General features: G+C 38.0%; 21 protein-coding genes and 1 pseudogene. 8 read left to right on the top strand and 14 right to left on the bottom strand.

What is annotated here, in order from left to right:
• Positions 1 to 12: 12 nt before the first annotated feature.
• Positions 13 to 621, bottom strand: coding sequence for a DedA family protein (locus LLF28_02315; protein ID MCE5194280.1), 609 nt, complete (start codon positions 619 to 621; stop codon positions 13 to 15).
• Between the two features lie 227 nt (positions 622 to 848).
• Between LLF28_02315 and ppdK the strand changes: the two genes are divergently transcribed.
• From ppdK to mscL, 3 genes and pseudogenes are all read left to right on the top strand, one after another.
• Positions 849 to 3,515 (top strand): pyruvate, phosphate dikinase, encoded by a 2,667-nt coding sequence (ppdK, locus tag LLF28_02310; GenBank protein MCE5194279.1) that lies wholly within the window; start codon positions 849 to 851, stop codon positions 3,513 to 3,515.
• 120 nt (positions 3,516 to 3,635) lie between these two features.
• Complete coding sequence (locus LLF28_02305; GenBank protein MCE5194278.1) at positions 3,636 to 4,697, top strand: hypothetical protein; 1,062 nt, start codon at positions 3,636 to 3,638, stop codon at positions 4,695 to 4,697.
• Positions 4,698 to 4,723: 26 nt separating this feature from the next.
• Positions 4,724 to 5,074, top strand: a pseudogene (gene mscL / locus LLF28_02300) (large-conductance mechanosensitive channel protein MscL).
• A 143-nt stretch (positions 5,075 to 5,217) separates the two neighbouring features.
• Here mscL and LLF28_02295 read toward each other — a convergent pair.
• The 12 genes from LLF28_02295 to LLF28_02240 form a co-directional block, all read right to left on the bottom strand.
• On the bottom strand, positions 5,218 to 5,814 hold the full coding sequence (locus LLF28_02295) for a sulfoxide reductase heme-binding subunit YedZ (GenBank protein ID MCE5194277.1): 597 nt from the start codon (positions 5,812 to 5,814) through the stop codon (positions 5,218 to 5,220).
• Between the two features lie 3 nt (positions 5,815 to 5,817).
• Complete coding sequence (msrP, locus tag LLF28_02290; protein MCE5194276.1) at positions 5,818 to 6,771, bottom strand: protein-methionine-sulfoxide reductase catalytic subunit MsrP; 954 nt, start codon at positions 6,769 to 6,771, stop codon at positions 5,818 to 5,820.
• A gap of 10 nt (positions 6,772 to 6,781) precedes the next feature.
• Positions 6,782 to 7,768 carry a quinolinate synthase gene (nadA, locus tag LLF28_02285; GenBank protein ID MCE5194275.1) on the bottom strand — a complete coding sequence of 329 codons (987 nt, stop codon included), beginning with the start codon at positions 7,766 to 7,768 and terminating at the stop codon, positions 6,782 to 6,784.
• Positions 7,769 to 8,461 (bottom strand): lytic transglycosylase domain-containing protein, encoded by a 693-nt coding sequence (locus LLF28_02280; protein MCE5194274.1) that lies wholly within the window; start codon positions 8,459 to 8,461, stop codon positions 7,769 to 7,771. It abuts the gene before it with no gap.
• A gap of 64 nt (positions 8,462 to 8,525) precedes the next feature.
• Entirely contained in the window at positions 8,526 to 10,721 is a 2,196-nt protein-coding gene (gene glgB / locus LLF28_02275) for a 1,4-alpha-glucan branching protein GlgB (GenBank protein ID MCE5194273.1), read from the bottom strand.
• Positions 10,722 to 11,321 (bottom strand): UbiX family flavin prenyltransferase, encoded by a 600-nt coding sequence (locus tag LLF28_02270; protein MCE5194272.1) that lies wholly within the window; start codon positions 11,319 to 11,321, stop codon positions 10,722 to 10,724.
• Complete coding sequence (locus tag LLF28_02265; GenBank protein ID MCE5194271.1) at positions 11,318 to 12,049, bottom strand: uracil-DNA glycosylase; 732 nt, start codon at positions 12,047 to 12,049, stop codon at positions 11,318 to 11,320. The genes LLF28_02270 and LLF28_02265 overlap by 4 nt, the downstream gene beginning before the upstream one ends.
• Before the next feature lie 109 nt (positions 12,050 to 12,158).
• On the bottom strand, positions 12,159 to 13,391 hold the full coding sequence (locus tag LLF28_02260) for an SUMF1/EgtB/PvdO family nonheme iron enzyme (protein ID MCE5194270.1): 1,233 nt from the start codon (positions 13,389 to 13,391) through the stop codon (positions 12,159 to 12,161).
• Positions 13,392 to 13,522: 131 nt separating this feature from the next.
• Positions 13,523 to 14,389 (bottom strand): NAD(+)/NADH kinase, encoded by an 867-nt coding sequence (locus LLF28_02255; protein ID MCE5194269.1) that lies wholly within the window; start codon positions 14,387 to 14,389, stop codon positions 13,523 to 13,525.
• A complete protein-coding gene (gene tsaE / locus LLF28_02250) occupies positions 14,340 to 14,804 on the bottom strand; it encodes a tRNA (adenosine(37)-N6)-threonylcarbamoyltransferase complex ATPase subunit type 1 TsaE (protein ID MCE5194268.1) in 465 nt (154 codons plus the stop codon). Before tsaE ends, LLF28_02255 begins: the two co-directional genes overlap by 50 nt.
• 1 nt (position 14,805) lies before the next feature.
• A complete protein-coding gene (pgeF, locus tag LLF28_02245; protein MCE5194267.1) occupies positions 14,806 to 15,516 on the bottom strand; it encodes a peptidoglycan editing factor PgeF in 711 nt (236 codons plus the stop codon).
• A gap of 4 nt (positions 15,517 to 15,520) precedes the next feature.
• The gene (locus LLF28_02240; GenBank protein ID MCE5194266.1) at positions 15,521 to 17,083 is read right to left on the bottom strand and encodes an NAD(P)H-hydrate dehydratase; all 1,563 of its coding nucleotides are present in this window, start codon (positions 17,081 to 17,083) and stop codon (positions 15,521 to 15,523) included.
• Positions 17,084 to 17,203: 120 nt separating this feature from the next.
• Here LLF28_02240 and LLF28_02235 point away from each other — a divergent pair, with 120 nt between their 5' ends.
• The 3 genes from LLF28_02235 to LLF28_02225 all read left to right on the top strand — a co-directional run bounded on the left by LLF28_02235 (position 17,204) and on the right by LLF28_02225 (position 20,614).
• The gene (locus LLF28_02235) at positions 17,204 to 18,661 is read left to right on the top strand and encodes a HAMP domain-containing protein (GenBank protein ID MCE5194265.1); all 1,458 of its coding nucleotides are present in this window, start codon (positions 17,204 to 17,206) and stop codon (positions 18,659 to 18,661) included.
• A 12-nt stretch (positions 18,662 to 18,673) separates the two neighbouring features.
• Complete coding sequence (locus tag LLF28_02230; protein ID MCE5194264.1) at positions 18,674 to 20,053, top strand: sigma-54 dependent transcriptional regulator; 1,380 nt, start codon at positions 18,674 to 18,676, stop codon at positions 20,051 to 20,053.
• Between the two features lie 108 nt (positions 20,054 to 20,161).
• Positions 20,162 to 20,614: a hypothetical protein gene (locus tag LLF28_02225; protein ID MCE5194263.1), complete on the top strand. Its 453-nt coding sequence runs from the start codon at positions 20,162 to 20,164 to the stop codon at positions 20,612 to 20,614.
• 44 nt (positions 20,615 to 20,658) lie between these two features.
• Here the strand turns inward: LLF28_02225 and LLF28_02220 are convergent, their stop codons facing one another.
• On the bottom strand, positions 20,659 to 21,639 hold the full coding sequence (locus LLF28_02220) for a cyclic nucleotide-binding domain-containing protein (GenBank protein MCE5194262.1): 981 nt from the start codon (positions 21,637 to 21,639) through the stop codon (positions 20,659 to 20,661).
• Between the two features lie 108 nt (positions 21,640 to 21,747).
• On the opposite strand from LLF28_02220, the gene LLF28_02215 reads away from it, so the two are divergent.
• Both LLF28_02215 and folK read left to right on the top strand, forming a co-directional pair.
• The gene (locus LLF28_02215; GenBank protein MCE5194261.1) at positions 21,748 to 22,917 is read left to right on the top strand and encodes an LL-diaminopimelate aminotransferase; all 1,170 of its coding nucleotides are present in this window, start codon (positions 21,748 to 21,750) and stop codon (positions 22,915 to 22,917) included.
• 8 nt (positions 22,918 to 22,925) lie between these two features.
• Complete coding sequence (gene folK, locus LLF28_02210) at positions 22,926 to 23,387, top strand: 2-amino-4-hydroxy-6-hydroxymethyldihydropteridine diphosphokinase (protein ID MCE5194260.1); 462 nt, start codon at positions 22,926 to 22,928, stop codon at positions 23,385 to 23,387.
• Positions 23,388 to 23,431 lie beyond the last annotated feature (44 nt).

Raw genomic sequence — 23,431 nt, 5'->3', positions numbered from 1 at the left:
GACTGTAAAAATCTATTTTTTCGAGTTCTTCTTTTTATGCCATAAAACATACAGAATAACAAGAACCGCACATCCTGATATGGCGTAAATACTCCATTGTCTGCTGACTTCAAGGACTTTTTCCTGGTTATTCCCTACAAAATAGCCTATGTATGCAAGCACCCAGACCCATATTCCAGCGCCAAGTGATGTGTAAAAACAGAATTTTTTAATATCCATTCTGGCAAGCCCGGCAGGAAACGAAATATAATGTCTGATTCCAAGAATCAGCCTGCCGACAAATGTGCTTATGCTTCCATGAATTTTAAAAAACCTTTCGCCTTTTTCAAAATGCTCTTTGGTTATAAAAAAATATTTCCCGTATTTGAGTATAAATCTTCGTCCATAATGGACTGCTATAACATAATTGAATAATGCGCCAAACAGACTTCCTGCTGTGCCTGCTATTAAAACACCAGCCCAGCTCATCTGATTCTGAGATATTAGATAACCGGCAGGTGGAATGACAAGCTCAGAAGGTAAAGGAATGAATGTGCTTTCGATAAACATGAGAAATGCAATCCCAGGGTAACCCATCACCCCTATTAAATCAACAAGCCACTTGAAAAATGTCTCTAGCACCTGTCTGTTTTAACATAGTTTAATAAAAAGCTGCAAATGCAACATTGAGAATTATCAAGATATATATGTATATTAATATTTATAATCAATTAGTTACACAGGATACCTAAACCGATAAATTATATATTAATTTTTATTATCAAGCCTAAAATGTATTGAATTTTCTATTCTTATGAGGTATTTTATCTAACCGTAGAGGAAAATTCCTTATTTCTGGAGGAGATTGAATGGCTAAAAGCAGAAAGAAGTATGTATACTTTTTCGGCGCAGGAAAGGCAGAAGGTAAAGGCGACATGAAAGACCTCCTTGGAGGTAAAGGTGCCGGTCTTGCTGAAATGACAAATCTGAGAGTTCCTGTACCAGCAGGGTTTACGATCACAACATTAGCATGCAATGAATATTTCAATAACAAGAAAAAATATCCTACTGGAATGTGGGAAGAGGTACTGAGTACTTTAAAAAAAGTTGAAAAAGCTATGGGCATGAAGTTTGGGGATACAAAAAATCCACTTTTACTCTCCGTTCGTTCAGGCGCAAAATTTTCAATGCCAGGAATGATGGATACAGTGCTCAACCTCGGACTTAATGAAGCAACTCTCAGAGCTATCATCAAGAAAACGAATAATGAGCGTTTTGCATATGATGCATACAGAAGATTCATAACAATGTTTGGAAACATTGTTATGGGAGTCGACAGACAGAAGTTTGAGAGAGTTCTGGAAGAGATAAAATCCAGGAAAGGAGTTCAGCTTGACACAGACCTTACAACAGAGGACATCAAAGAAGTTGTTGTTGAATTCAAAACTATATATAAAAGAAGTGTAGGAGAAAATTTTCCTTCAGACCCTTATGACCAGCTAAAGAAAGCTATCAACGCCGTTTTCGGCTCATGGTTTGGCGAAAGGGCAATAAAATACAGAAAACTGAACAACATACCTGAGAATCTGGGAACAGCATGTAATGTTCAGACAATGGTATTTGGAAATATGGGCGATAACTCAGGAACAGGGGTTGGTTTTACAAGAGACCCATCCAATGGAGAGAGAAAATTCTTTGCAGAATGCCTGATAAATGCACAAGGCGAAGACGTTGTCGCAGGTATCAGAACGCCTCTTCACATCAGCGAGCTGAAGAAAAGACTGCCAAAAGCCTATGATGAACTTAATAAAATTTACAAAAAGCTAGAGAAACACTATAGAGACATGCTCGATATTGAGTTTACTGTGCAGGAAGGCAAGCTCTATATGCTCCAGACAAGAGTCGGCAAGAGAACTGCTGCTGCTGCACTTAAGATTGCCATTGATATGGTAAAAGAAGGATTCATTGACAAGAAAACAGCAATACTCAGGATTGATCCACAACAGCTTGACCAGCTCTTGCATCCAATGATAGATCCAAAAGCTCATGTTAAGGTGATTGCAAAGGGACTGCCGGCATCACCCGGCGCAGCAGTCGGCAAGGTAGTATTCACAGCAGAAGATGCTGAAAAAGCTGCTGTACAGGGCGAAAAAGTGATACTAGTAAGAACCGAAACATCTCCTGAAGATATCGGCGGGATGCATGCTGCGCAGGGAATACTCACAGCAAGAGGCGGAATGACATCACACGCAGCTGTTGTTGCAAGAGGAATGGGCAAATGCTGCGTTGCAGGATGCGGAACAATAAATATAAACGAGAGCCAAAGACTATTCACAGTAAACTCAATGACAATCAAAGAAGGTGAATACATCACACTTAATGGAACAACCGGTGAAGTTATTGCCGGAGAGGCTCCGCTTACCCAGCCTGAACTTACGGGTGAATTTGGAACATTTATGAAGTGGGTCGATGAATACAGAAAAATAGGAGTAAGAAGCAATGCTGACACTCCTCACGACTCGGCAGTTGCAAGAAAATTCGGCGCTGAAGGAATCGGCTTATGCAGAACAGAACATATGTTCTTTGATCCTGAAAGAATCAGCGCAGTAAGAGAAATGATATTGGCTGATGATACAGATGGAAGAAAGGCGGCGCTTGCAAAAATTCTTCCTATGCAAAAAGGCGATTTCAAGGGAATATTCAAGGAAATGAAAGGACTGCCTGTAACAATCAGACTTCTTGATCCTCCATTGCATGAATTTATCCCGCATTCTGATGAAGACCTCAAAAACCTTGCGCATCAGATGGAAGTGCCATTCGAAAAGCTTAAAAACAGGTCTAAGTTTCTCCATGAGTTCAATCCTATGCTAGGACATAGAGGCTGCAGACTTGGAATAACCTATCCTGAGATATATGCAATGCAGGCACAGGCAATTGTAGAAGCCGCATGCGAACTTTCAAAACAGGGGATCAAGGTCATCCCAGAAATAATGATTCCATTAGTAGGACATGTAAATGAGCTCAAGATTATGAGAAATTTAGTTACAAAAACAGCTGATGAAGTTCAGAAGAAATACAAGACAAAAATTAAATATACTATTGGAACTATGATAGAGCTTCCAAGGGCTGCCATAACAGCTGATGAGATTGCAGCACACGCCGAATTTTTCTCCTTTGGAACAAATGACCTTACCCAGACAACATTTGGTCTTTCAAGAGATGACGCCGGGAAGTTCCTACCATTTTATGTTGAGAAAGGCATTCTTGAAGATGATCCGTTTATCTCCATTGATCAGGGAGGAACTGGGCTGCTGATGAAAACAGCTATTGAAAAAGGCAGAAAGGTTAAGAAAGATCTAAAGATGGGAATATGCGGAGAGCACGGCGGAGACCCAAAATCAGTTGAGTTCTGCCATAAAATTGGACTTAATTATGTAAGCTGTTCTCCGTACAGAGTTCCTATTGCAAGACTGGCTGCAGCGCAGGCAGCTTTAAAGGAAAAAACAGGGAAAGACCTGAGCAAGGCTACTGTCTAAAAGCTGATTAATATCTCTAAAAGGATATCGGCAGAATAATTTGTCGATATCCTTTTTTTATGCTATATTAAACATTATTATCTTGTAAAAATTTTTACATGTTAAAAAGAGGGTTTTAAAATGATAAAAAACAATGTTAATCATGTTATCTTTTATCTGCTTCCATTAATTATTTTATCTTTTATAGGCTGCGTTCCTCCTGCAAAAATACATGCAAACGTTACTATGCCTGCAAAATTTCATGAAGCGACACTTGTTAGGGAAATAGCTGTGCTTCCATTTGATGGACCACATGGAAAAGAGTTTGCTTCTGAGATAGAAGAAACTCTGGCTACAGTAATAATTAGCGATAAACCTTATTACAAACTCATCGACAGAATGGCGATAGATAAAACCATAAGCGAACTGAAACTTTCTCAAAGCGGGCTAGTTGAACCAGAAAATGCTGCAAAGATTGGGAAACTGCTTGGAGCTAAGGGCATATATACAGGAGTTATCACAACTCTAAGTATTAGTGACACTCCATATACTGAAAATCGTACACGCTGCGGCCAGTACACCACAACATATTATCCTTACGGCAAAAGCACTATCCCTATAACAACATGTGCTGTGTGGGAACCCTATCCTGTAAATTGCACAAAAAGAGTTGCAAATTTCACCTTTGTGCCAAAGCTCATAGAAGTTGAAACAGGCAGGGTTTTATACTCAAACAGCATTAGCGGTAGTTCTTGGCATAGTGCCTGTATTGACAAGGGAGCAGTTACAGATAAATCAACTCTTCTTATAAATGCAAAAAATTATACAAAGCAGGTATTCAGAAAAGATGTTGCACCCTATCAGGTGGCAGTAGATATTGAGGTTGACGAATCAACTGACGGAATTACTTCAGGCGATTCAAAGAAAAAGTTTGAAAGCGGACTTGAGTTCGCAAAAGGGAATCGTCTGGACAGGGCATGCGATCTCTGGAAAGAATCCAGCATAAAATCACCTAATGCAATACCGATTTTATATAATCTAGGCATCTGCTATGAAGTATCAGGCGAACTGGAGCAGGCATTAATTTATTATAAAAAAGCAGACAGTCAATTAAGTAAGCCTGAGAATAGAATATCTGCTGCAATTAACAGAGTTGTCAATGCAATAAGCAGGCAGAAAAAACTCATGGAACAGCAGAAATAATTTTTCTTTAAAAAAGGAGATAATAGATGATCAAAGAATTCAAAGAATTTGCAATGCGCGGTAATGTATTAGACATGGCAGTTGGTATTATAATTGGTGCTGCTTTTGGGAAAATAATAACATCTCTTGTTAACGATATCCTTATGCCGCCGCTAGGACTGCTTATAGGAAAAATGGATTTCTCAAGCCTTTTTATAAATATCTCAGGACAGTCTTTTGCAACCTTAAAAGATGCAAAAGCTGCAGGAGCTGCTACTCTGAATTATGGTTTGTTCTTCAATACTATTCTTGATTTTATACTAGTTGCCTTTGCAATATTTATTCTTATTAGACAAGTTAATAGATTAAAGAAACAGCAGCCTGTTGCAGCTCCTTCAACAAAAGAATGCCCTTATTGCCTGTCTGTAATTAATACAAAAGCTGTTCGCTGCCCTAACTGCACATCAGATATAAAACAGGTTAGCAACAATTAGATAAAAAAATATGCATGAAAGCACACATGCAAAAAATATGCGCTTTTTTAAAGGAACTGTGAATAATTATATTTTTTCATAAGCTGTTTTATTATTCTATAAACAAAAAGAATCGTAAATATCCCAGCATATATCAGAGGAATCCTGATATCTCTTTTCACAAGCAAGAGGTAATGAATAATCCCTCCTATTGCAGCAAGATATATTAATTTATGAAATATTTTCCAGCGCATCCCAAGCTTTTGCTTAATCCTGTCATTTGATGTTATTGCAAGAAAAGCAAGAAATAAGAATGTTATAAAACCTACAATTATTCGCTTGTGTTTCTGAATGTCAAAAAAAATTGAATCAAAAGAGAACAGCTGATCAAGCCCTGCATACGCAAGAAAATGCAGACATGCATAAAAAAACGAAAAAAGACCCAGCATTTTTCTAAGATTTGGAAGCCAGGGTAAGCCTGTGATTTCTCTTAACGGAGAAATCAGAAGAGTGATGACTAAAAAATTCAGTGTCCAGTCACCTGTTATATGAATAATTTTTTCGATTGGATTTGCGCCAAGTCCTGAAATAAAGAAATTAAATACAAGCCATGCAAACGGTAAAAGTGATAGGAAGAAAACAAACGGTTTTATTTTTGATAGCATTCTTTAAAAAAACTTTCTCAAGTCCATTCCTTTGTAAAGATCTGAAACCTCTTTTTCATAACCATTGAACATCAAGGTCTTTCTTTTCAAAAACTCCCCTATTCTTCTTTCCTGTGCCTGGCTCCATCTAGGATGATCTACATTGGGATTCACATTTGCATAAAAACCATATTCGTCTGGGATTGCTTTCATCCATGAAGTTACAGGCATCTGTTCAACAAGTCTTATTTCTACAATTGATTTTATGCTCTTAAAACCATATTTCCACGGAACAACAAGGCGTACCGGCGCACCGTTTTGGTTTGGCAGAATCTCTCCGTACATTCCGACGGCAAGTATTGTCAAGGGATTCATTGCTTCATCCATTCTCAAGCCTTCCATATAAGGCCATGCCAGCACATCGCGTTTTTGTCCTGGCATTTGAGCAGGGTTATAAATTGTTCTAAATTCAACATACTTGGCTGCTGATGTTGGATTCGATCTTTTCAAAAGTTCACTCAAAGAAAATCCTATCCACGGGATAACCATTGACCATGCTTCAACGCAGCGAAAGCGATAAATTCTTTCTTCCAGTTGGAATACTTTTAACAGTTTATCAATATCATAAACATGAGGATTTTTAACATTTCCTTTTACAGCCATTGTCCATGGCCTTGTCTTGAAATTCCTGCTCAGTTCTGCAATATTGTTTTTTTCTGTGGAGAATTCGTAAAAATTATTGTAGCTTGATGCGTCTTTGAACGAAGTAGTTTTTTCGTCAACTGTATATCGGCTTTTTTTATTTATACTAAGCTTCTGTCCGCCGTCTGCTCCAGATCCAAATACCACGCCGGTTACACCAAGTCCTGCCAATGTAAGCGCAGCATTCTGGATGAAGCTTCTTCTATTCAGGTAAAGCTCTTTTGGCGTAATCTCCGAAGGGTTAATGCTTTTAGACTTGCACTTCTTAATATCCATTAAGAAAAACTTACTTTACTTCAAGCATTCTGTCAAGAGCTCTTTTTGCAGGCATCCTTATATGATCAGGAACCTTGATAATAAAATTATTCTGCTGCAAAGCCCTGAACACGCTGTCTAAGGTTGTTTTCTTCATATTGAAACAGACCATATCTTTTCTTAGCAGGTAAAAAATTTTTGCAGGATTTTCTTTTCTTAGCCTGTGAAGTATTCCTATTTCCGTGCCTATAATAAATTCTTTTTCAGTCGATGCCTTTACAAACCTGAGCATTCCAGATGTACTTGTCACGTGATCAACGATTTCAAGAACATCGGGTCCGCATTCAGGATGCGCAAGCACAACTGCATTGGGATGTTCTGCTCTGGCTTTCCTCACATCATCAGACGTTACCCTTTCGTGCACATGGCAGAATCCATCCCATGATATAATTTTTTTCTTGGTACTCTTCGCTGCCCATTGAGCAAGATTTTTGTCAGGGACACATATAATCTCTTCAGCTTCTAATGATTCTATAACATTAATTATGTTTGCCGATGTGCAGCATATATCGCTGTTAGCCTTAACAGCAGCAGATGTATTCACATACGCAACCACTGGGGCGCTTGGATGCTGAGCCTTAATGTCGCGAAGGCTGTAATTCACAGGGTATACATATGAAGGAGGATTTGTGAATCCAGGAAAGTTTCTAAATACCGGCCTCGGAGTATCAACTTTTATCATATCAGCCATCGGGCATCCAGCCTCAATTTCAGTCAGAAGCACAGTCTTATCAGGACATAGTATTGAAGCGCTTTCTGCCATAAAATGCACGCCAGCGAAGACTATTGTCTTGCAATCGATTTCAGCAGCCTTGCGGCAAAGCTCAAGAGAATCTCCTACAAAATCAGCTATATCCTGCACCTCGTCTCTCTGGTAATTATGCGCAAGGATAATTGCGTGCTGTTCAGACTTTAGTCTTAAGATTTCTTCTTTAACAGCATTATGTGTTGAAGACATTTAGAACCTTGCAGAAGAGTTCTTCAAAACAGGGGAATTTGTAAAAAGTACTGATCCATCTTCCAAAACTATTTTGTAAATATTTTCAGGTTTTTTTGTATTGATGGTATATTCTGTTCCATTATACAGAGTCATAACCTTTTTTACATATTTTCTGGTCTCGGAAATAGGAGGGATAGAACCGTATTTTTCTACTGTTGTAGGTCCTGCATTGTAAGCAGCAAGCGCAAGAGTCAGATTGCCGTTAAATCTTTCTACTAGGTACCTCAGATATTTGGTCCCACCCTGTATATTTTCCTCAGGATCAAATGGGTTTTTGACCTTCATTGCATTGGCAGTATTAGGCATAAGCTGCATAAGACCCATAGCGCCCTTTCTTGATACAGCCTGATGATTCCAGTTTGATTCTGTTTTTATAACAGCGTGGACAAGCGAAGGGTCTAAGTTGTTCTCTTTTGCTTTTTCCTCTGCGATCTGCGAGTAAGCGCCTTTGTAATTGTTTGGTGTGTTTATAGTTTGATGTTTAGTCTTAGCTTGTGATCTTTCTTTTTTCTCTTTTACAACTCGCTCGTTTTTCTTGCCTGCAGGCGCATTAGTGTATAGAATTACACCGTCATCATCCACCTGCTTATATATTTCAGCATCTGAAACATTGGCAGTGGCTAACAAAATAGCTATTATTAATATAAACATCTTGTTCAAATATTATCACTTAACCCCTTGTTTGTCAATATTTCTTAGAGACCTTTGGTTCAAACTAAGCCATCTTAAATACACTTAAAGCCAAAGGAGGGATTGTTATTGAAATAGAATATTCCCTGCCATGATACTGTTTATTTTCTGTTTTGATTATGCCTCCGTTCAGCATATTGCTTCCGCCGTACTCAGAATTATCAGTGTTAAAAACTTCTTTGTAAATTCCATCAGCAGGAACGCCTATCCTGTAATCAGTTCTCGGCACTGGAGTAAAATTACAGACAAACAAAAGAAAATTTTCAGAGTTTTTAGCTTTTCTTATGAATGATATAATGCTCTGTTCAGTATCATGGAAATCAATCCATTCAAATCCATTGTGAACAAAATCTACTTCATACAGAGAAGCTTCTAATTTGTAAAATTTATTCAGATCCTTAACATACTTCTGAAGCGATCTATGTGATTCGTATTCTAACAGATGCCAGTCAATGCTTTTGTCAAAATTCCATTCATCCCATTGACCTATATCATTGCCCATAAAAAGCAGTTTCTTTCCCGGATGTCCAAACATAAATCCATATATAAGTCTGAGATTGGCAAATTTCTGCCATGTATCTCCCGGCATCTTGTTAAGCATTGAACATTTTTCATAAACAACCTCGTCATGCGAAAGCACAAGCATAAAATTCTCGGTAAATGCATATAAAAGACCAAAGGTAAGATTGTGCTGGTGATATTTCCTGTAAACAGCTTCTTTTGAAAAATACTCAAGCGTGTCATGCATCCATCCCATATTCCATTTTAAGCTGAATCCAAGACCGCCAAGGTAAGTGGGTCTTGAAACACCTGACCACGCTGTTGATTCTTCTGCAATTGTAAGAATGCCAGGATGATTGAAATGCATGACTTCATTAAATTTTTTGATAAAATCTATTGCCTCAAGATTCTCTCTGCCGCCAAAAATATTAGGAAGCCATTCGCCTTCTTCCTTTGAATAATCAAGATAGATCATCGAAGCTACTGCATCAACCCTTAATCCATCTATATGATATTTTTCTATCCAGAACAATGCATTGGAGATCAGGAAATTTTTAACCTCGTTTCTCCCATAATTGAAAATCAGAGTACCCCAATCTTTATGTTCAGCCTTTCTTGGATCTCTGTGCTCATATAGAGCAGTTCCATCAAAATTTGCCAGACCATGAGAGTCTTTAGGAAAATGTGCAGGTACCCAGTCGAGTATTAAACCGATATTATTCTGATGACATCTATCCACAAAATACATGAAATCCTCTGGACTGCCATGCCTGCTTGTAGGTGCGAAATATCCTATTACTTGATACCCCCATGATGCATCAAAAGGATGTTCCATAATCGGCAATAGTTCTATATGTGTATATCCCATATTTTTTACATAGGGGATAAGCTTGTCTGCAAGTTCTCTGTAGGTTAAAAATCTGTTCTTTTCATCAGGCACGCGCATCCACGAGCCAAGATGAACTTCATATGCTGAGATCGGCGCTTCAAGCAGATTCTTATTTGATCGTTTACTAATCCACTCTGTGTCATTCCATTTATATTTATTAATGTCATGAACAATTGAAGCAGTCTTGGGTCTGTATTCAGAATAAAAAGCATACGGGTCTGATTTAAGGATTATGTCATTCAATTTTGTTTTTATCTCGAATTTGTATAACTCACCTTCGTTAAGACCTGGGATAAACAACTCCCATATTCCTGACGAGCCCAATACACGCATCTGATGTCTTTTGCCATTCCAGTTGTTAAATCCGCCTACAATACTGATTCTTTTTGCATTCGGAGCCCACACAGCAAAATGAACTCCTTTAATGCCATTAATTTTCATTACATGTGCGCCAAGTTTTTCATAAGCCTTGTAGTGATTTCCTTCACCTATAAGATGAAGGTCAAAATCTGATAATATTGGTAGAAATGAATACGGGTCATAAAATTCTGATGTCTTATTATCTAAGGTTCTAATCTTTAACTTATATCTGAAAAATTTTTTCTTTCCTTCAAAACGTTTTTCGAAAAAACCAGTCTTGTCAATCTTTTCAGCTTTGTATGTTTTTTTATTTTCTTCTTCAACAATCCAAGTTTCATCAGCATCCGGTATAAATGCACGCACAACTATTCCTTTTTTGTTATTTTCATCAACATAATGCATGCCAAGGACGCTAAAAGGATCCCAGTGTTCACTTTTGATAATACGTTTGATGTGATCATTGATGAGCATTTAGATGCTAGCTTTCCAGGGCTTGAAGAGCTTATGTTCAATTCCAATGGAGTCAAGAATTTTACCTGCTATAAAAGCAACCATATCATCAAGATTTTCAGGGTTATGATAGAAGGCAGGGACAGGAGGACATATCTTGACTCCGAGCCTTGCAAGTTTTAGCATGTTTTCAAGATGTATAGCACTCAAAGGCATTTCTCTTGGCGAAAGAAGCAGCATACGTCCTTCTTTAATTGTCACATCAGCAGCACGTTCAATAAGACTATTAGCATAGCCACTTGCAATTCCTGACAAAGTCTTCATCGAGCACGGAACAACCAGCATCCCGTCTGTCTTAAATGAACCGCTTGAAACAGGAGCAGCCAGATTGGATTCACTGTGGAAATAAATTTTATCTGAACTGAAGTATTCTCTTATTTTCTTTTCTGTTTGCTCGGCTGAGCTGCTTCGCCATTTTATTTTATTCTCAGATTCAAGAATCAAAAAAGATTGTTCTGATATCATCAGATGGACTTCTGAGGTTTTTAAAATTTCTTTTATTACTTTTATTCCAACAACAGATCCCGACGCACCGCTTATCCCAAAGACAAATCTTTTCATGTCTGCTTAATCTCTTTTAGTTTTTCAAGAACTCTCTGCGCATCTTCCCATACACGCCATTTTTCTTTTGGATTTCGCAGCAGATATGCAGGATGAAAAGTCGGCATCAATGGTATGTGACCATATTTTGAAAAATTACCTCTGAGTTTTGTTATAGGAATTTTCGACTCAGTCAATGTATGTGCAGAGATTCTGCCGAGCGAGATTATTATTTTAGGCGAGATTATCTCAATCTGTTTTTGCACAAAAGGGAGGCATGCTGCAATTTCATCCTCTTCTGGGTCTCGATTCATCGGAGGTCTGCATTTAACAATGTTTCCTATATAAACATTTTCTCTTTTAAACCCCATCTTCTCTATAAGTCTTGTCAGAATCTGCCCTGCATCACCGACAAAAGGTCTTCCCTGAATATCTTCTTCTCTGCCTGGACCTTCACCAATGAACATAATATCAGCATCAAGGCTGCCTTCACCAATAACAATATTTTTTCTTTCCCTTGATAGTCTGCATCTCTGGCAGTTTTCTAATTCCTTCCTTAACTCTTCTAATGCTGCAGCCTTTTCTGCTGAGGAAGAAACAACCGCAGATTGCTTTTTAATCTCTTGAGTTTTTATCGATAATGATTTATTAACAGACAGATTCAAAGGAAGTCTCTCCAACCCCAGTGCCTGATAAAATTTCAAAACTGTTCTTATATTATTTATTATCTCTTTGTCGTGTATTTGCATGTTTTTTAAATTATATCATAAACAATAAAGGAGTGAATTTGAAAAGGCAGTACGAAAACCAGTCGCTGTCCCTATTTTTTATTCTATTTTTTTATTAAAAATCACAAAATTATTTCTCCGAAAGCAACAAACGGAATCCGAAATCGCCGTAGAAGGTGCTGTACTGTTTTGTGGGCACATAACTGTACCGGGCAGATGCCTCCATATGCTTAGTCCCGTTTAGCTGGGAACCGCCGCGGAGCACCTTTTCAGTTCCGTTATTGGGCCCGGTCGGATTATTCTTTGGGCTGTTCTTATAATAATTCTCATCATACCAGTCTGCTACCCATTCCCATACATTCCCACTCATGTCATATATCCCAAGTCCATTAGGTTTTTTCTGGCCTACTGGAAATATCTTTCCATTTTTAAAAAATCCAAATCCTGAGTTTTTGTCATACCATGCATAATCCCCAAGCTCTTCTTCATTGCTTGTGCCTGCATATTTTTCTTTTTTGCCGCCGCTTCGAGCAGCATATTCCCACTGGGCTTCTGTCGGAAGCTTATAGTTTTTTCCTGTTTTTTTATTTAGCTTAGTTATAAAATCCTGAATTTCATTCCAGCTTATCATATCCACAGGACATAAGTTCTCTCTGCAGTTTTCGCGTGAGTTGTTGTTGCCCATTATCTCTTTCCATTGTTTTTGTGTTACCTCATATTTCCCAATATAAAAATCATCTATGCAAACTTCATGAACTGATTTTTCATTACTTTTTCTATCTCCAAAGGTGTCTCCCATCTGAAAACATCCGCCTTTGACAAAAACCATTTCTATATCAGGGGTTGTGCCTGAGGTTGTTGCAGTCTCCAGAGTTGTGACCTGTTCGCCGAGAAGTCTTTTTACAAGTCTCTTGGTCGATTTAATCAGATCATCAACTTCACACTTACATTCATCCTCCGAAACATTTTCTATCTTCCCTGTCTCAACATTTATTAATGAAAGTGTGAGATAAAATGTCTTTCCAACGATGCTCACAGAGCCTGTTATTATCTTTCCAACGCCAAGTATCTGTCCTGCCTCGACTATGCACTGGCCTGAAACACACCCTGAAAGCTGCAATTTTTGCTCACCGAGGATTTTGTTCATATTTCCTCTGTCTATGACCTCGTATTTGCCTGACATCACAAGCTCGCGCCTGATGCTCTCGGTCAAAGGCCGGGAAATCTTTTTGTCCACCCCCTCGGTTTCAACATCAAAAACAGCAATGTAGTTGTCCATGAGTTTTTGATTCGGCTTCTTTTCATCAGCAAACCCGGAGACAGCAAAAACAAGGATAAGGATCACGAATAATGCTTTTCTCATTATCTGTAAATATCTCCTCTTGAGTCTATAGTCTCCAGCAGAATAAAACATACTGATAAAATTATTGTTTTCATGGAAAAAAGCGTATCGCATTCATAAAAAATAAATCATGGTGCTTTTCATCTTTTACTTCAGCGTTCTCCCCATTTTAATTTTGTCCTTAAAACCTGGAAATAATCCCTGTCTGGAGGAATGAGAAGTTTTGTCGTATATAGTGACTTTTTGATTTTTACAATATCATCTTTTTTTAAAGGCATTCCTACCTGACCGTCAAGAGTAAGAAACACATCTTCGCTGGAAGATTTAAGCACAATTTCTATCAAAACATTGTCAGGAATAACTATTGGTCTGTTTGTCAGTGTATGAGGACATATTGGCGTAATTATTATACTCGCAATTGTAGGGTACAGAATTGGACCGCCTGCAGACAAAGAATATGCTGTTGAGCCTGTTGGCGTTGATACAATCAAACCGTCAGCTTTAAAAGTAGTTACACATTTTCTATCAACATATGTTTCGAGATCTACAATTCTTGCAAGCGCACTCTTGTTTATTACAATGTCATTAAGAACTGAATACTCGCCAATAATCTTTTTTTCTCTCTGAAGCTGGGCATGAAGCATCACTCTTTCTTCGCACTGGAACTGTCCAGAAAGCAGTCTGCCAATCACTTCATGCAGCTCGGAAACTTGCACCTCTGTTATGAAACCAAGTCCGCCTAAATTTATTCCGAGTATTGGAATATTATTCTTACATACAAGTCTTGCCACACTCAGAAGAGTTCCATCACCTCCAAGAACGATCACAACGTCAGAAATCTTTGCGATTTCCTCATTGGAAAAACCTTTAAGACTGAGAGCTTCCGCTGTTTTTAAATCAAGGAATATATCACAGCCTTTTTTTTGAAGCCAAGTTAAAAGTCCGTCTTTCCCTTGTCTGCCTAAAATTTCAAGTGGTTCTGTTCTTCCTGCCTTGCAAATTATTCCTATCTTTTTCATCTATACCCTCGATTGTAATATCTCTTGTCTCTTCATCTATGATAGCAAATTTTACTCTTATAAAATCAGCAGCAGGTTCTCCTAAATGTTCTGCCCATTCAACAACAGCAATGCCGTTTCCATAAATGTAATCCCATATTCCGGTTCCATCGATATCTGAATTCTTTTCAAGTCTATAAAGATCAATGTGGTAAAAAGGTATCCTGGTTTTATACTCAGCAATAATCGTGAAGCTTGCGCTCGTTATATCTCGCTTTGGAATACCCAGCGCCTCAGCAATTCCTTTTACAAAAGTTGTCTTGCCAGCTCCAAGGTCTCCATATAAACATATAACATTCCCTGGAGTAAGTCTCTTGCCAAGATCAAATCCTATTTCCTCGGTTTTTTCGCTATTCTTGCTCGTAAATTTTCTCATATTAAAAAATTCCTATAAATCCACCCTGTCTGCTCATAGAGTCGAATCTCCGACCAGCATGTCCCTTTGAATACCTGTATGAATAAAATTTGTCCGGGGAACAAAAAGTACACTCATCTGATATCCAGATATTATTTTCCAAAACACCAAGAGACAATGCCTGATATTTATTAGCTGATGCAATGTCCAGACAGTATTCTCCGTCTCTGATCATGTGGTATTCTCCTGCGCCGGTGGCTTTTATAACAGGGTCAAGAACATCATTTTTAACCTTATAGCAGCACCATCTTATGCTTGGCCCTATTGAGACACGAATATCTTCGGGTGAAGACCCGAAACTATCATGCATTGCTGTTATAGTATTCTTTATAAGTCCTGACGCTGTGCCCTTCCAGCCTGCATGAACAACGCCTATTGCTGTTTTTTTAGGGTCATATAAAAGCACAGGCACACAATCAGCAACCTGAACACCGATGAGGACTTGCCTGTTATTAGTTATGACCGCATCAGCAATAGCTGGAGAAAAGTCAAAGTCCAATAAAAGCACTTTGTCTGTATGCTTCTGTATCGGCATATATATATTTTCTTTTTTAAAAGAAGATATCTCTGCGATTCTGTCAAGATCAGCGCCAGGTTTCTTGCCAGAGAAAAAGGCTCTTATATTAGAATCATATATATCTGGGAATATTAAAATATCTGGCGAATTGTACATTTAATTATTGCCTCAGCGATAAAAATGCACCAGGAATTGAATCAATTATGTCTGATGCAAGTATTGAATAAGCTCCTTTTTTTCTCAGAACAATATCGCCAGAAAGTCCGTGCATAAAGACTCCAAGGCTAGAAGCGTCTACAGGACTTAAATTCTGACTGAGAAATGCTGAGATCATTCCTGTCAGCACATCTCCAGAACCTGCCTTTGCCATTCCTGGATTTCCTGTTGTATTAATAAAAGCATTACCCTCAGGCGCTGCGACTATTGTCGGAGCTCCCTTAAGCACAACATATGCAGAGCTTAACTTTGAAAAATTTATTGCTGAATTAACTCTGTCTTTCTCTATCTCTCTTCTGGTCTCAATTTCGTTTCTCGTATTTCTTGAAGCCTTAAGAAGCCTTGCCATCTCACCTGTGTGCGGTGTGAATATAATAGGAGATTTTGCATTACATAATAGACTAACAATATCAGGGTGCTTACCCAGGGCATTAATTGCATCTGCATCCATTACCATTGGCACTGTTGCAGCTCCTGCAATCTTAAATATAAGGGCTGTAGTATCATTCGTAACAGTAAGTCCAGGACCTATAGCCAATACATCTGCTTTTTCAGAAAGGAAATTTAATATTTTTTCAGAGGCATCAGCAGACAGTGTCCCGTCTCCTCTGTCAGGAAGAGCAAGAATCATCTCTTCTGTAACCCTTGGTTGAAATGCACTAACTAAAGTTTCCGGAATGCCTATAGTAACAATCCCAGCGCCAGTCATCAAACATGACTTTGCACACATAAATGCAGCGCCTGTTTTTTCTCTTGAGCCTGCCACAATCAACACATGTCCATAATATCCCTTATGCGAATACTCCGGTCTTTCAGGCAGGAGCAAAGACATTTCTCTTTTTTCAAGAAGTTCTGTGCTTATATTTTCTGATTTTAAAAGTTCAGCAGGGAATCCGATCTCTTGAACAAAAAGTTTTCCTGAATATTTAGCTCCTGGATATAAAAAGTGTCCTCTTTTTGGAAGACCGAAAGTAACAGTATAATCAGCTTTTACAGCCTCACCCATTATTTGTCCGGTATCAGCAGATATGCCTGAAGGTATATCAACAGCAATAACAGGAATATTTTTAGAATTCAACAATGCTATTGCATCTGCAATCGAGCCTGTTATTTCTCTTTGCAAGCCAGTGCCGAAAAAAGAATCAACAACCAATGAATCAGCGATATGTTTTTCTTTCAGTTTACTAATATGTTCGATACTGACACCTTTTTTCTTTGCCAGTTTACACTGGAGAAGGCATTCAGGACTGAGTTTTTTTTGTTCTTCAAAAAGCAAAATATTTACATCCCATCCGGATTCATGAAGAATTCTTGCAGCTGCAACGCCGTCTCCGCCATTATTTCCTGCGCCTGCAAGAACAACAACTTTCTGAGGTGCAAACAGCTGCTTAATTCTTAATGCAACAGAAAACCCTGCCCTTTCCATTAGAGTTTTGGCAGGCACTTTACAATGCTTTATAGTCCTGCTGTCAATTTCCCGCATTTCTAATGCAGTAGCAACCTTCATTTCCCCTCACAAAAAATATTTATATGATTTTATACGCACTATATCACACTGTTATAAAGCGTATCAAGTAATCAAACTCCTTCTTGATTTCCAGTTTCCCTACCTGATAAGCTACTTATCATGCTGAAAGGATTTTTCATAAACCTCTCGCTTAACAAAAAACTTATTCTTATGATGCTCTTTCTAAGCTCTATTCTTACGGCAGTTTTAATGGTTCTATATTTACAGGCTGAAAAAGCTATGTTCAAGGAGTTCGAATCACAGATAAGCGAGCTCTCAAGGGCTATACAAGTGGGCGTTGAAGAGATCACAAGTGAAAAACCTGCGGATGAGATGTGGCTTTACCAATATCTCCAGAGCCTTAATACAAAAGGAGTCAAAGAGATATCATTAATAAATAATTCTGATGAGATAATCGCAAGCACCAATCTTGATAAAGTTGGACGGCCGGTGGGAGACAAGAAAAAAGAACTATTGATAAGAGCAGAATTTGGCGAGTCCATATCACGTGAAGAAGGCAGAGGTTACAATCTGATATTGCCTGTTATTGCAGGCAAAGAACACTACGGATATATACAACTGAAAATTAATGCAAATTATTTTTCCAAACTCCTGAGGGACAATATGATCAAGAGAGTTGCAGGAACCTTATTTGTGTTTGGAGTTGGTATAGGAATAGTTTTACTTCTGTCTTGGAGATATACAAAACCAATTCAAGACGTTGTGTCAGCTGCAAAGAGAATTGCAGCAGGCGATCTCCACCAGACCCTAAACGAAACGCGCAAGGATGAGATCGGCGATTTGACTGACAGTTTTAACTTCATGATAGGCAAATTGCGTGAGCAACGCAATATGGAAAACAAGCTTCGCGAAGCTGAACACCTGTCAGGCATAGGACAACTATCCCGCAGCATCGCACATGAGATAAGAAATCCTTTGAATTTTATCAGTCTTAGCATCGATCATATAAAAGAAAAATACTCGCCTGCAAGAAACAATGACTCGAAACAGTTTAATTCTCTTATCGAAAACATAAAAAAAGAAATCCACAGACTTAATAAACTTATTGAGGATTTCCTTGTTTACGGGAAACCACTGAGGCTTAATCTTAAAAAGGTGCAGATTGACAGCATCCTCAATGACATAATCGAGATAATATGGGCAAAAGCAGAAGCAGAAAATATTAAGATAATAAAAAATTACAAATCTATTCCGGTTGTGAACATCGATCCAGAGCTTATAAAAACATGCTTATTCAATGTAATATTAAACGCCTTTCAGTCAATGCCAAAAGGCGGAAAGCTTACTATAAAAACTGAAAACATAAAAAATATGCTCATAATAGCAATAAGTGATACTGGAATGGGTATTTCTGCTGATAATAGCCAGAAGGTCTTTGAACCCTTCTTTACTACAAAGAGAAACGGACTTGGACTCGGGCTAGCAACAACAAAAAGAGTTATAGAAGAACATAACGGAAAGGCAGACTTGCAGAGCGAAATCAATAAAGGCACAACTGTAATAATAACTCTGCCAATATATCAAAATGAAGCAGAAACACGGATTGCTTCAGAATAACTGGAGGAGATTTTGCCCGGCATACTTGTAGTTGACGATGAACCTTTACAGAGAAACATATTAAAAACAATTCTGGAAGACAATGGCTACGAGACCTTTGTTGCCTCTTCAGGCGAAGAAGCAATAGATATCTCAAAAAAATTCAATCCTGACCTGATTCTTACAGATCTTAAGTTAGGTGAAATGGACGGCGTTCAGGTACTTAATGAAGTTAAGAATGGCGCGATATCACCCGCTGTAATAATAATGACTGCTTTCGGCACTGTTGCATCAGCTGTTGAAGCAATGAAAAAAGGCGCATTCGATTATCTGACCAAACCGCTAGATAAAGATGTTCTGCTCCTGACCGTAAAACGCGCTTTAGAGAGAATGGATCTAATAAAAGAAAATAAGCAGCTGCATCAGGCTTTATATGAAAAATTCAGTATAGAGGGGATTATCGGGAATTCTTCAAAAATGAAAGAAGCATTGAACATCGCAAAAAAGATATCTACAAGTCATGCAACCGTCTTGATACTTGGTGAAAGCGGCACAGGGAAAGAGCTGATGGCGCATGCAATACACTATAACAGCACAAGACGCGCAAAACCTTTTACTGCAATAAACTGCGCTGCAATACCGGAAAATCTTCTTGAGAGTGAATTATTCGGCTATGAGGCTGGTGCCTTTACTGGCGCAGCATCAAGACGCACAGGGCTATTTGAGGCATCTACGGGCGGCACTCTGTTTCTTGATGAGATTGGCGACATGCCGCTTATAACTCAATCAAAAATACTGCGAGCTTTACAGGAAAAGGAGATAAGAAGACTTGGCGGAAAAGAATCTATAAAAGTCGATGTTAGAATAATTACAGCAACAAACAAAGACATTGAACAGGAAATTAAAAAAGGCAATTTCAGGGAAGACCTTTATTACAGGCTCAAGGTCGTAAGGATTGAGCTTCCTGCCTTAAGAAACCGAAAAGAAGACATCCTTGAACTTGCCAATTACTTCATTAATAAATATAACAATGAATTTGGCAAAAGAATAAAGGGAATAGACAATTCTGCAATTAAAGCATTGATCGACTACCACTGGCCCGGTAATATCAGACAGCTTGAATCAGTTATTGAGACTGCAGTCTTAATGTGCGACTCTTCTTTGATAACAATGAAGGATGTCAAAAATGAGCTAAGACTTTCTGAACATGCAGGCACTTTTGATATGGACATACCTGAAGAAGGCATTAATTTTGAAGAACTTGAAAGAAAATTATTGAAAAAAGCCATGATTAAGTCAAACAATGTTGCTGCAAAAGCTGCCAGACTTCTCGGTATGAGTTATAAAACTTTCTGGTATAGATGGGAGAAATTCGGGCTTAATACTTCCCTAAAAGAGGACATACTTCCCTAAAAAGAAAGTCTTTCAGTATAATATCCAAGTTTTCAAGGCATTTAGTGCTGGCATGATTATTGTATGTTATTTAACAGTTAAAATCTAAATTGAGAGGAGGTGAATTGAATGAAAAGAATAATCGCACTTATGGTTGCAATGCTTTTCGTATTTGCAGTTACATCAATATCAATAGCAGCTGACGAGAAGAAGGCAACAACAGCACCAGTAGAAAAGAAGGTTGACACAAAGACTGAAAAGAAAGCTGAAAAGAAAGCCGAAAAGAAAGTAAAAGAAAAAATTCAGTCAGTTACTGGTGAAGTCAAGGCAGTTGACGCAGTTGCAAAGACAATCACAGTTGCAGGCAAGAAAAAGGGTGATGTTGTTATCATCGTTGATGACAAGACACTCGCAGACGTAAAGGCTGGAGACAAGGTTCTTGTAAAATACACAACAGCTGACGGTAAAAACACAGCAAAGTCAGTTATGAAACAGACCTCAGCAAAGAAAGACAAGAAAGACGTAAAGAAGGCTGAGCCAAAGAAAGAAGAACCAGTAAAGAAAGAACCAGCAAAGAAATAATTTATTTCACTAAAAAAAGGCATTTATTTATTAAATGCCTTTTTTTATTTTTTTATTTTTTTAACCTTTTCTACAGTATCCTTCACGCGTGAGTAATAGAAATCTTCAAGCTTCCTTAACGAATCAGGATATTTATCAAATATTTCTTCGAGTGCAACCCTGTTAAGCTCAAGCACTTCAAGCCTTTCTGCTGCTATAACAGAAGCTGTTCGTGGCCTTCCTGTAAGAAAAGCTACTTCACCAAATGCATCGCCAGGCGAAAGCTTTGCAAGCTGTATCTCCTTTCCCAAAATGTGAGCTACGACATTCGCATGCCCGGATTTCAAGATGTAAACTGAATCTCCAGTGTCACCTTCTTCTATAATCGTCTCATTAGCCAAATATGTCGTAGGTTGAATTTTTTTAAATATCTGGATAATTTCTTTTCGTGGTATTACTTCCATAAATGCAGGCACCTGAACAGGAATCTCATCTTTCTGCAGTTTGTTTTCTTCAAATGATGGCTTTTCCAGAGAAGTTCTTTCTATCAGGTCTTCCATATTGCCAGTAAACACAGGTTCAATATTAATCTCATTATCCTGAGACTGTTCAGCCTGTGAATATTCTGTCTGTGATATTTCTGGTTCCAACTTTTGCTCTGCCTCCTTAGCTTCCGAAAATGTTTCGATTCCTGAGGCGAGAGACGGAATTGCCGATGTCTTAGATTTTGAACTCTCCAGTTCCATCATTAGATTTTTTGTTTTGTTTACAGCCTCTGAATTATTTGGATCTAGCCTGAGAATTATTTTGTATATTGCAAGTGCCTTTTGCAAAAACCCCTCTTTCATAAAAAGCCATCCAGCCTGATGATATGCAGCAATTGCATTATTCATATCATCTGCCTTCTGGAAAATATCGCCGATCTTCAGGTGAACTTGAGGATTTTTAGGTTCTTTTTTTAGAATTGAATTAAGGGCAGTTAATCCCTTTTCCCAATCCTGATTTTTTATAGAATTAAAATATACTTCCCAGAGATTTTTACTCATAATTTTACCACATGTAATTCTAAAGAATAGCAGCTATAAAGTCAAATTCTCACACAGATGTAAGTTTATTGTATAATAGTTAAAATTTTAAAAGGAGCCTTAAAGTCAATGATATCTGTGCAATTAGCTGACAGAGTAAAAAATCTTCCGCCATATTTATTTGCAACAATAGACAACATGAAACAGAAAGCGCTTGCTAAAGGAGTCGATCTTATAGACCTCAGCATTGGCGATCCTGATATGCCTACGCCAAAACATATAGTAGATTCCATGAAAATGGCTGTAGAAAACACAACTCACCACCGCTACCCCTCATACGAGGGAATGTTATCTTACAGAGAAGCTGTAGCTGAATGGTACAAAAAAAGATTTAATGTTACGATTGACCCAAAAACAGAAGTTTTATCTTTGATTGGCTCAAAAGAAGGGATAGGACACATACCTTTTGCATTTATAAATCCTGGTGATATTGTGCTTGTGCCTTCACCCGGCTATCCTGTATATCCAGTCGCTACATTGTTTGCCGGCGGAGAGAGCTATTTCATGCCTTTAAACAAAGAAAATAAATTTCTTCCTGATATAAAATCGATACCTGATTCAGTTCTGAAGAAAGCAAAACTTATATTCATTAATTATCCGAATAATCCTACTTCTGCAACTGCGCCAAAAGAATTTTATCAAGATGTTGTCAGACTTGCCCAAAAAAATAATATCATCGTATGCCATGACGCAGCATACTCAGAAGTATATTACGATAATGAAAAACCTATGAGTTTTATGGAGATAGATGGAGCAAAAGAAGTAGGCATAGAATTTCATTCTTTATCAAAAACATACAATATGACAGGATGGAGAATAGGATTTGCCGTAGGAAACAAAGATGTTATAGCAGGACTTGGAAAAATAAAATCAAACCTTGACTCTGGGATATTTCAGGCTGTTCAGGAAGCGTCAATCACTGCCTTAAAAACTGAAGATTCAGTTTTGTCAGCCATAAGAAATACATATCAGGAAAGACGAGATGTCCTTTACAAAGGACTTGTGAATCTCGGACTGGAACTCGAAAAACCTAAGGCAACATTCTATCTTTGGGCAAAAGCGGCATCAGGTTTTGACTCCTCCACTTTTGTTGCACATCTCCTTGATAAAGCAGGGGTTCTCACAACGCCAGGAAATGGATTCGGAAAACCAGGAGAAGGATATGTCAGGTTTGCGCTGACAGTATCGGCTGAGAGAATAAAAGAAGCAGTAGAAAGAATTGCAAAAACTCTGCGCTGATATTTTTAATGCACACTGTTTATTTATGCATTGGCTCTAATATCGGCAGCAGAAAGGAAAACTGTGAGAAGGTTATAAACCTTATAGAAGAATCCGGTATTTCAATAAAAAAACAGTCACAGATGTATGAGACAGAGCCATGGGGGTTTAAAGACCAGCCAAAATTTATCAATATGGCTCTTGAAACAGAAACCAATAAAACCCCAGACGAGCTTCTCAATATACTTAAACAGATTGAAAAAAAAATGGGGAGAACAGATGAAATAAAATGGGGGCCCCGCATCATTGACATTGATATCCTTTTGTATGATGATTTGGTAAAAAATACAGAACTTCTTGAAATACCCCACCCTTTAATGCATGAAAGAGATTTTGTACTAAAACCATTGTGCGAAATCGCTCCTCATATAACACACCCTGTATTTAAAAAAACAATAAAAGATTTATTAAATTTTTTAAATAATGTTTAGCTTTCATAAATCTATCTCAAACAGAATATCCGATAGAAGTATGG

The sequence above is a fragment of the Nitrospiraceae bacterium genome (assembly GCA_021373015.1).
In the GTDB taxonomy this organism is placed as follows: domain Bacteria; phylum Nitrospirota; class Thermodesulfovibrionia; order Thermodesulfovibrionales; family UBA1546; genus JAJFTJ01.
The sequence above is the reverse complement of the archived record's forward strand: the minus strand, read 5'-3'. Positions and strand labels throughout refer to the sequence as shown.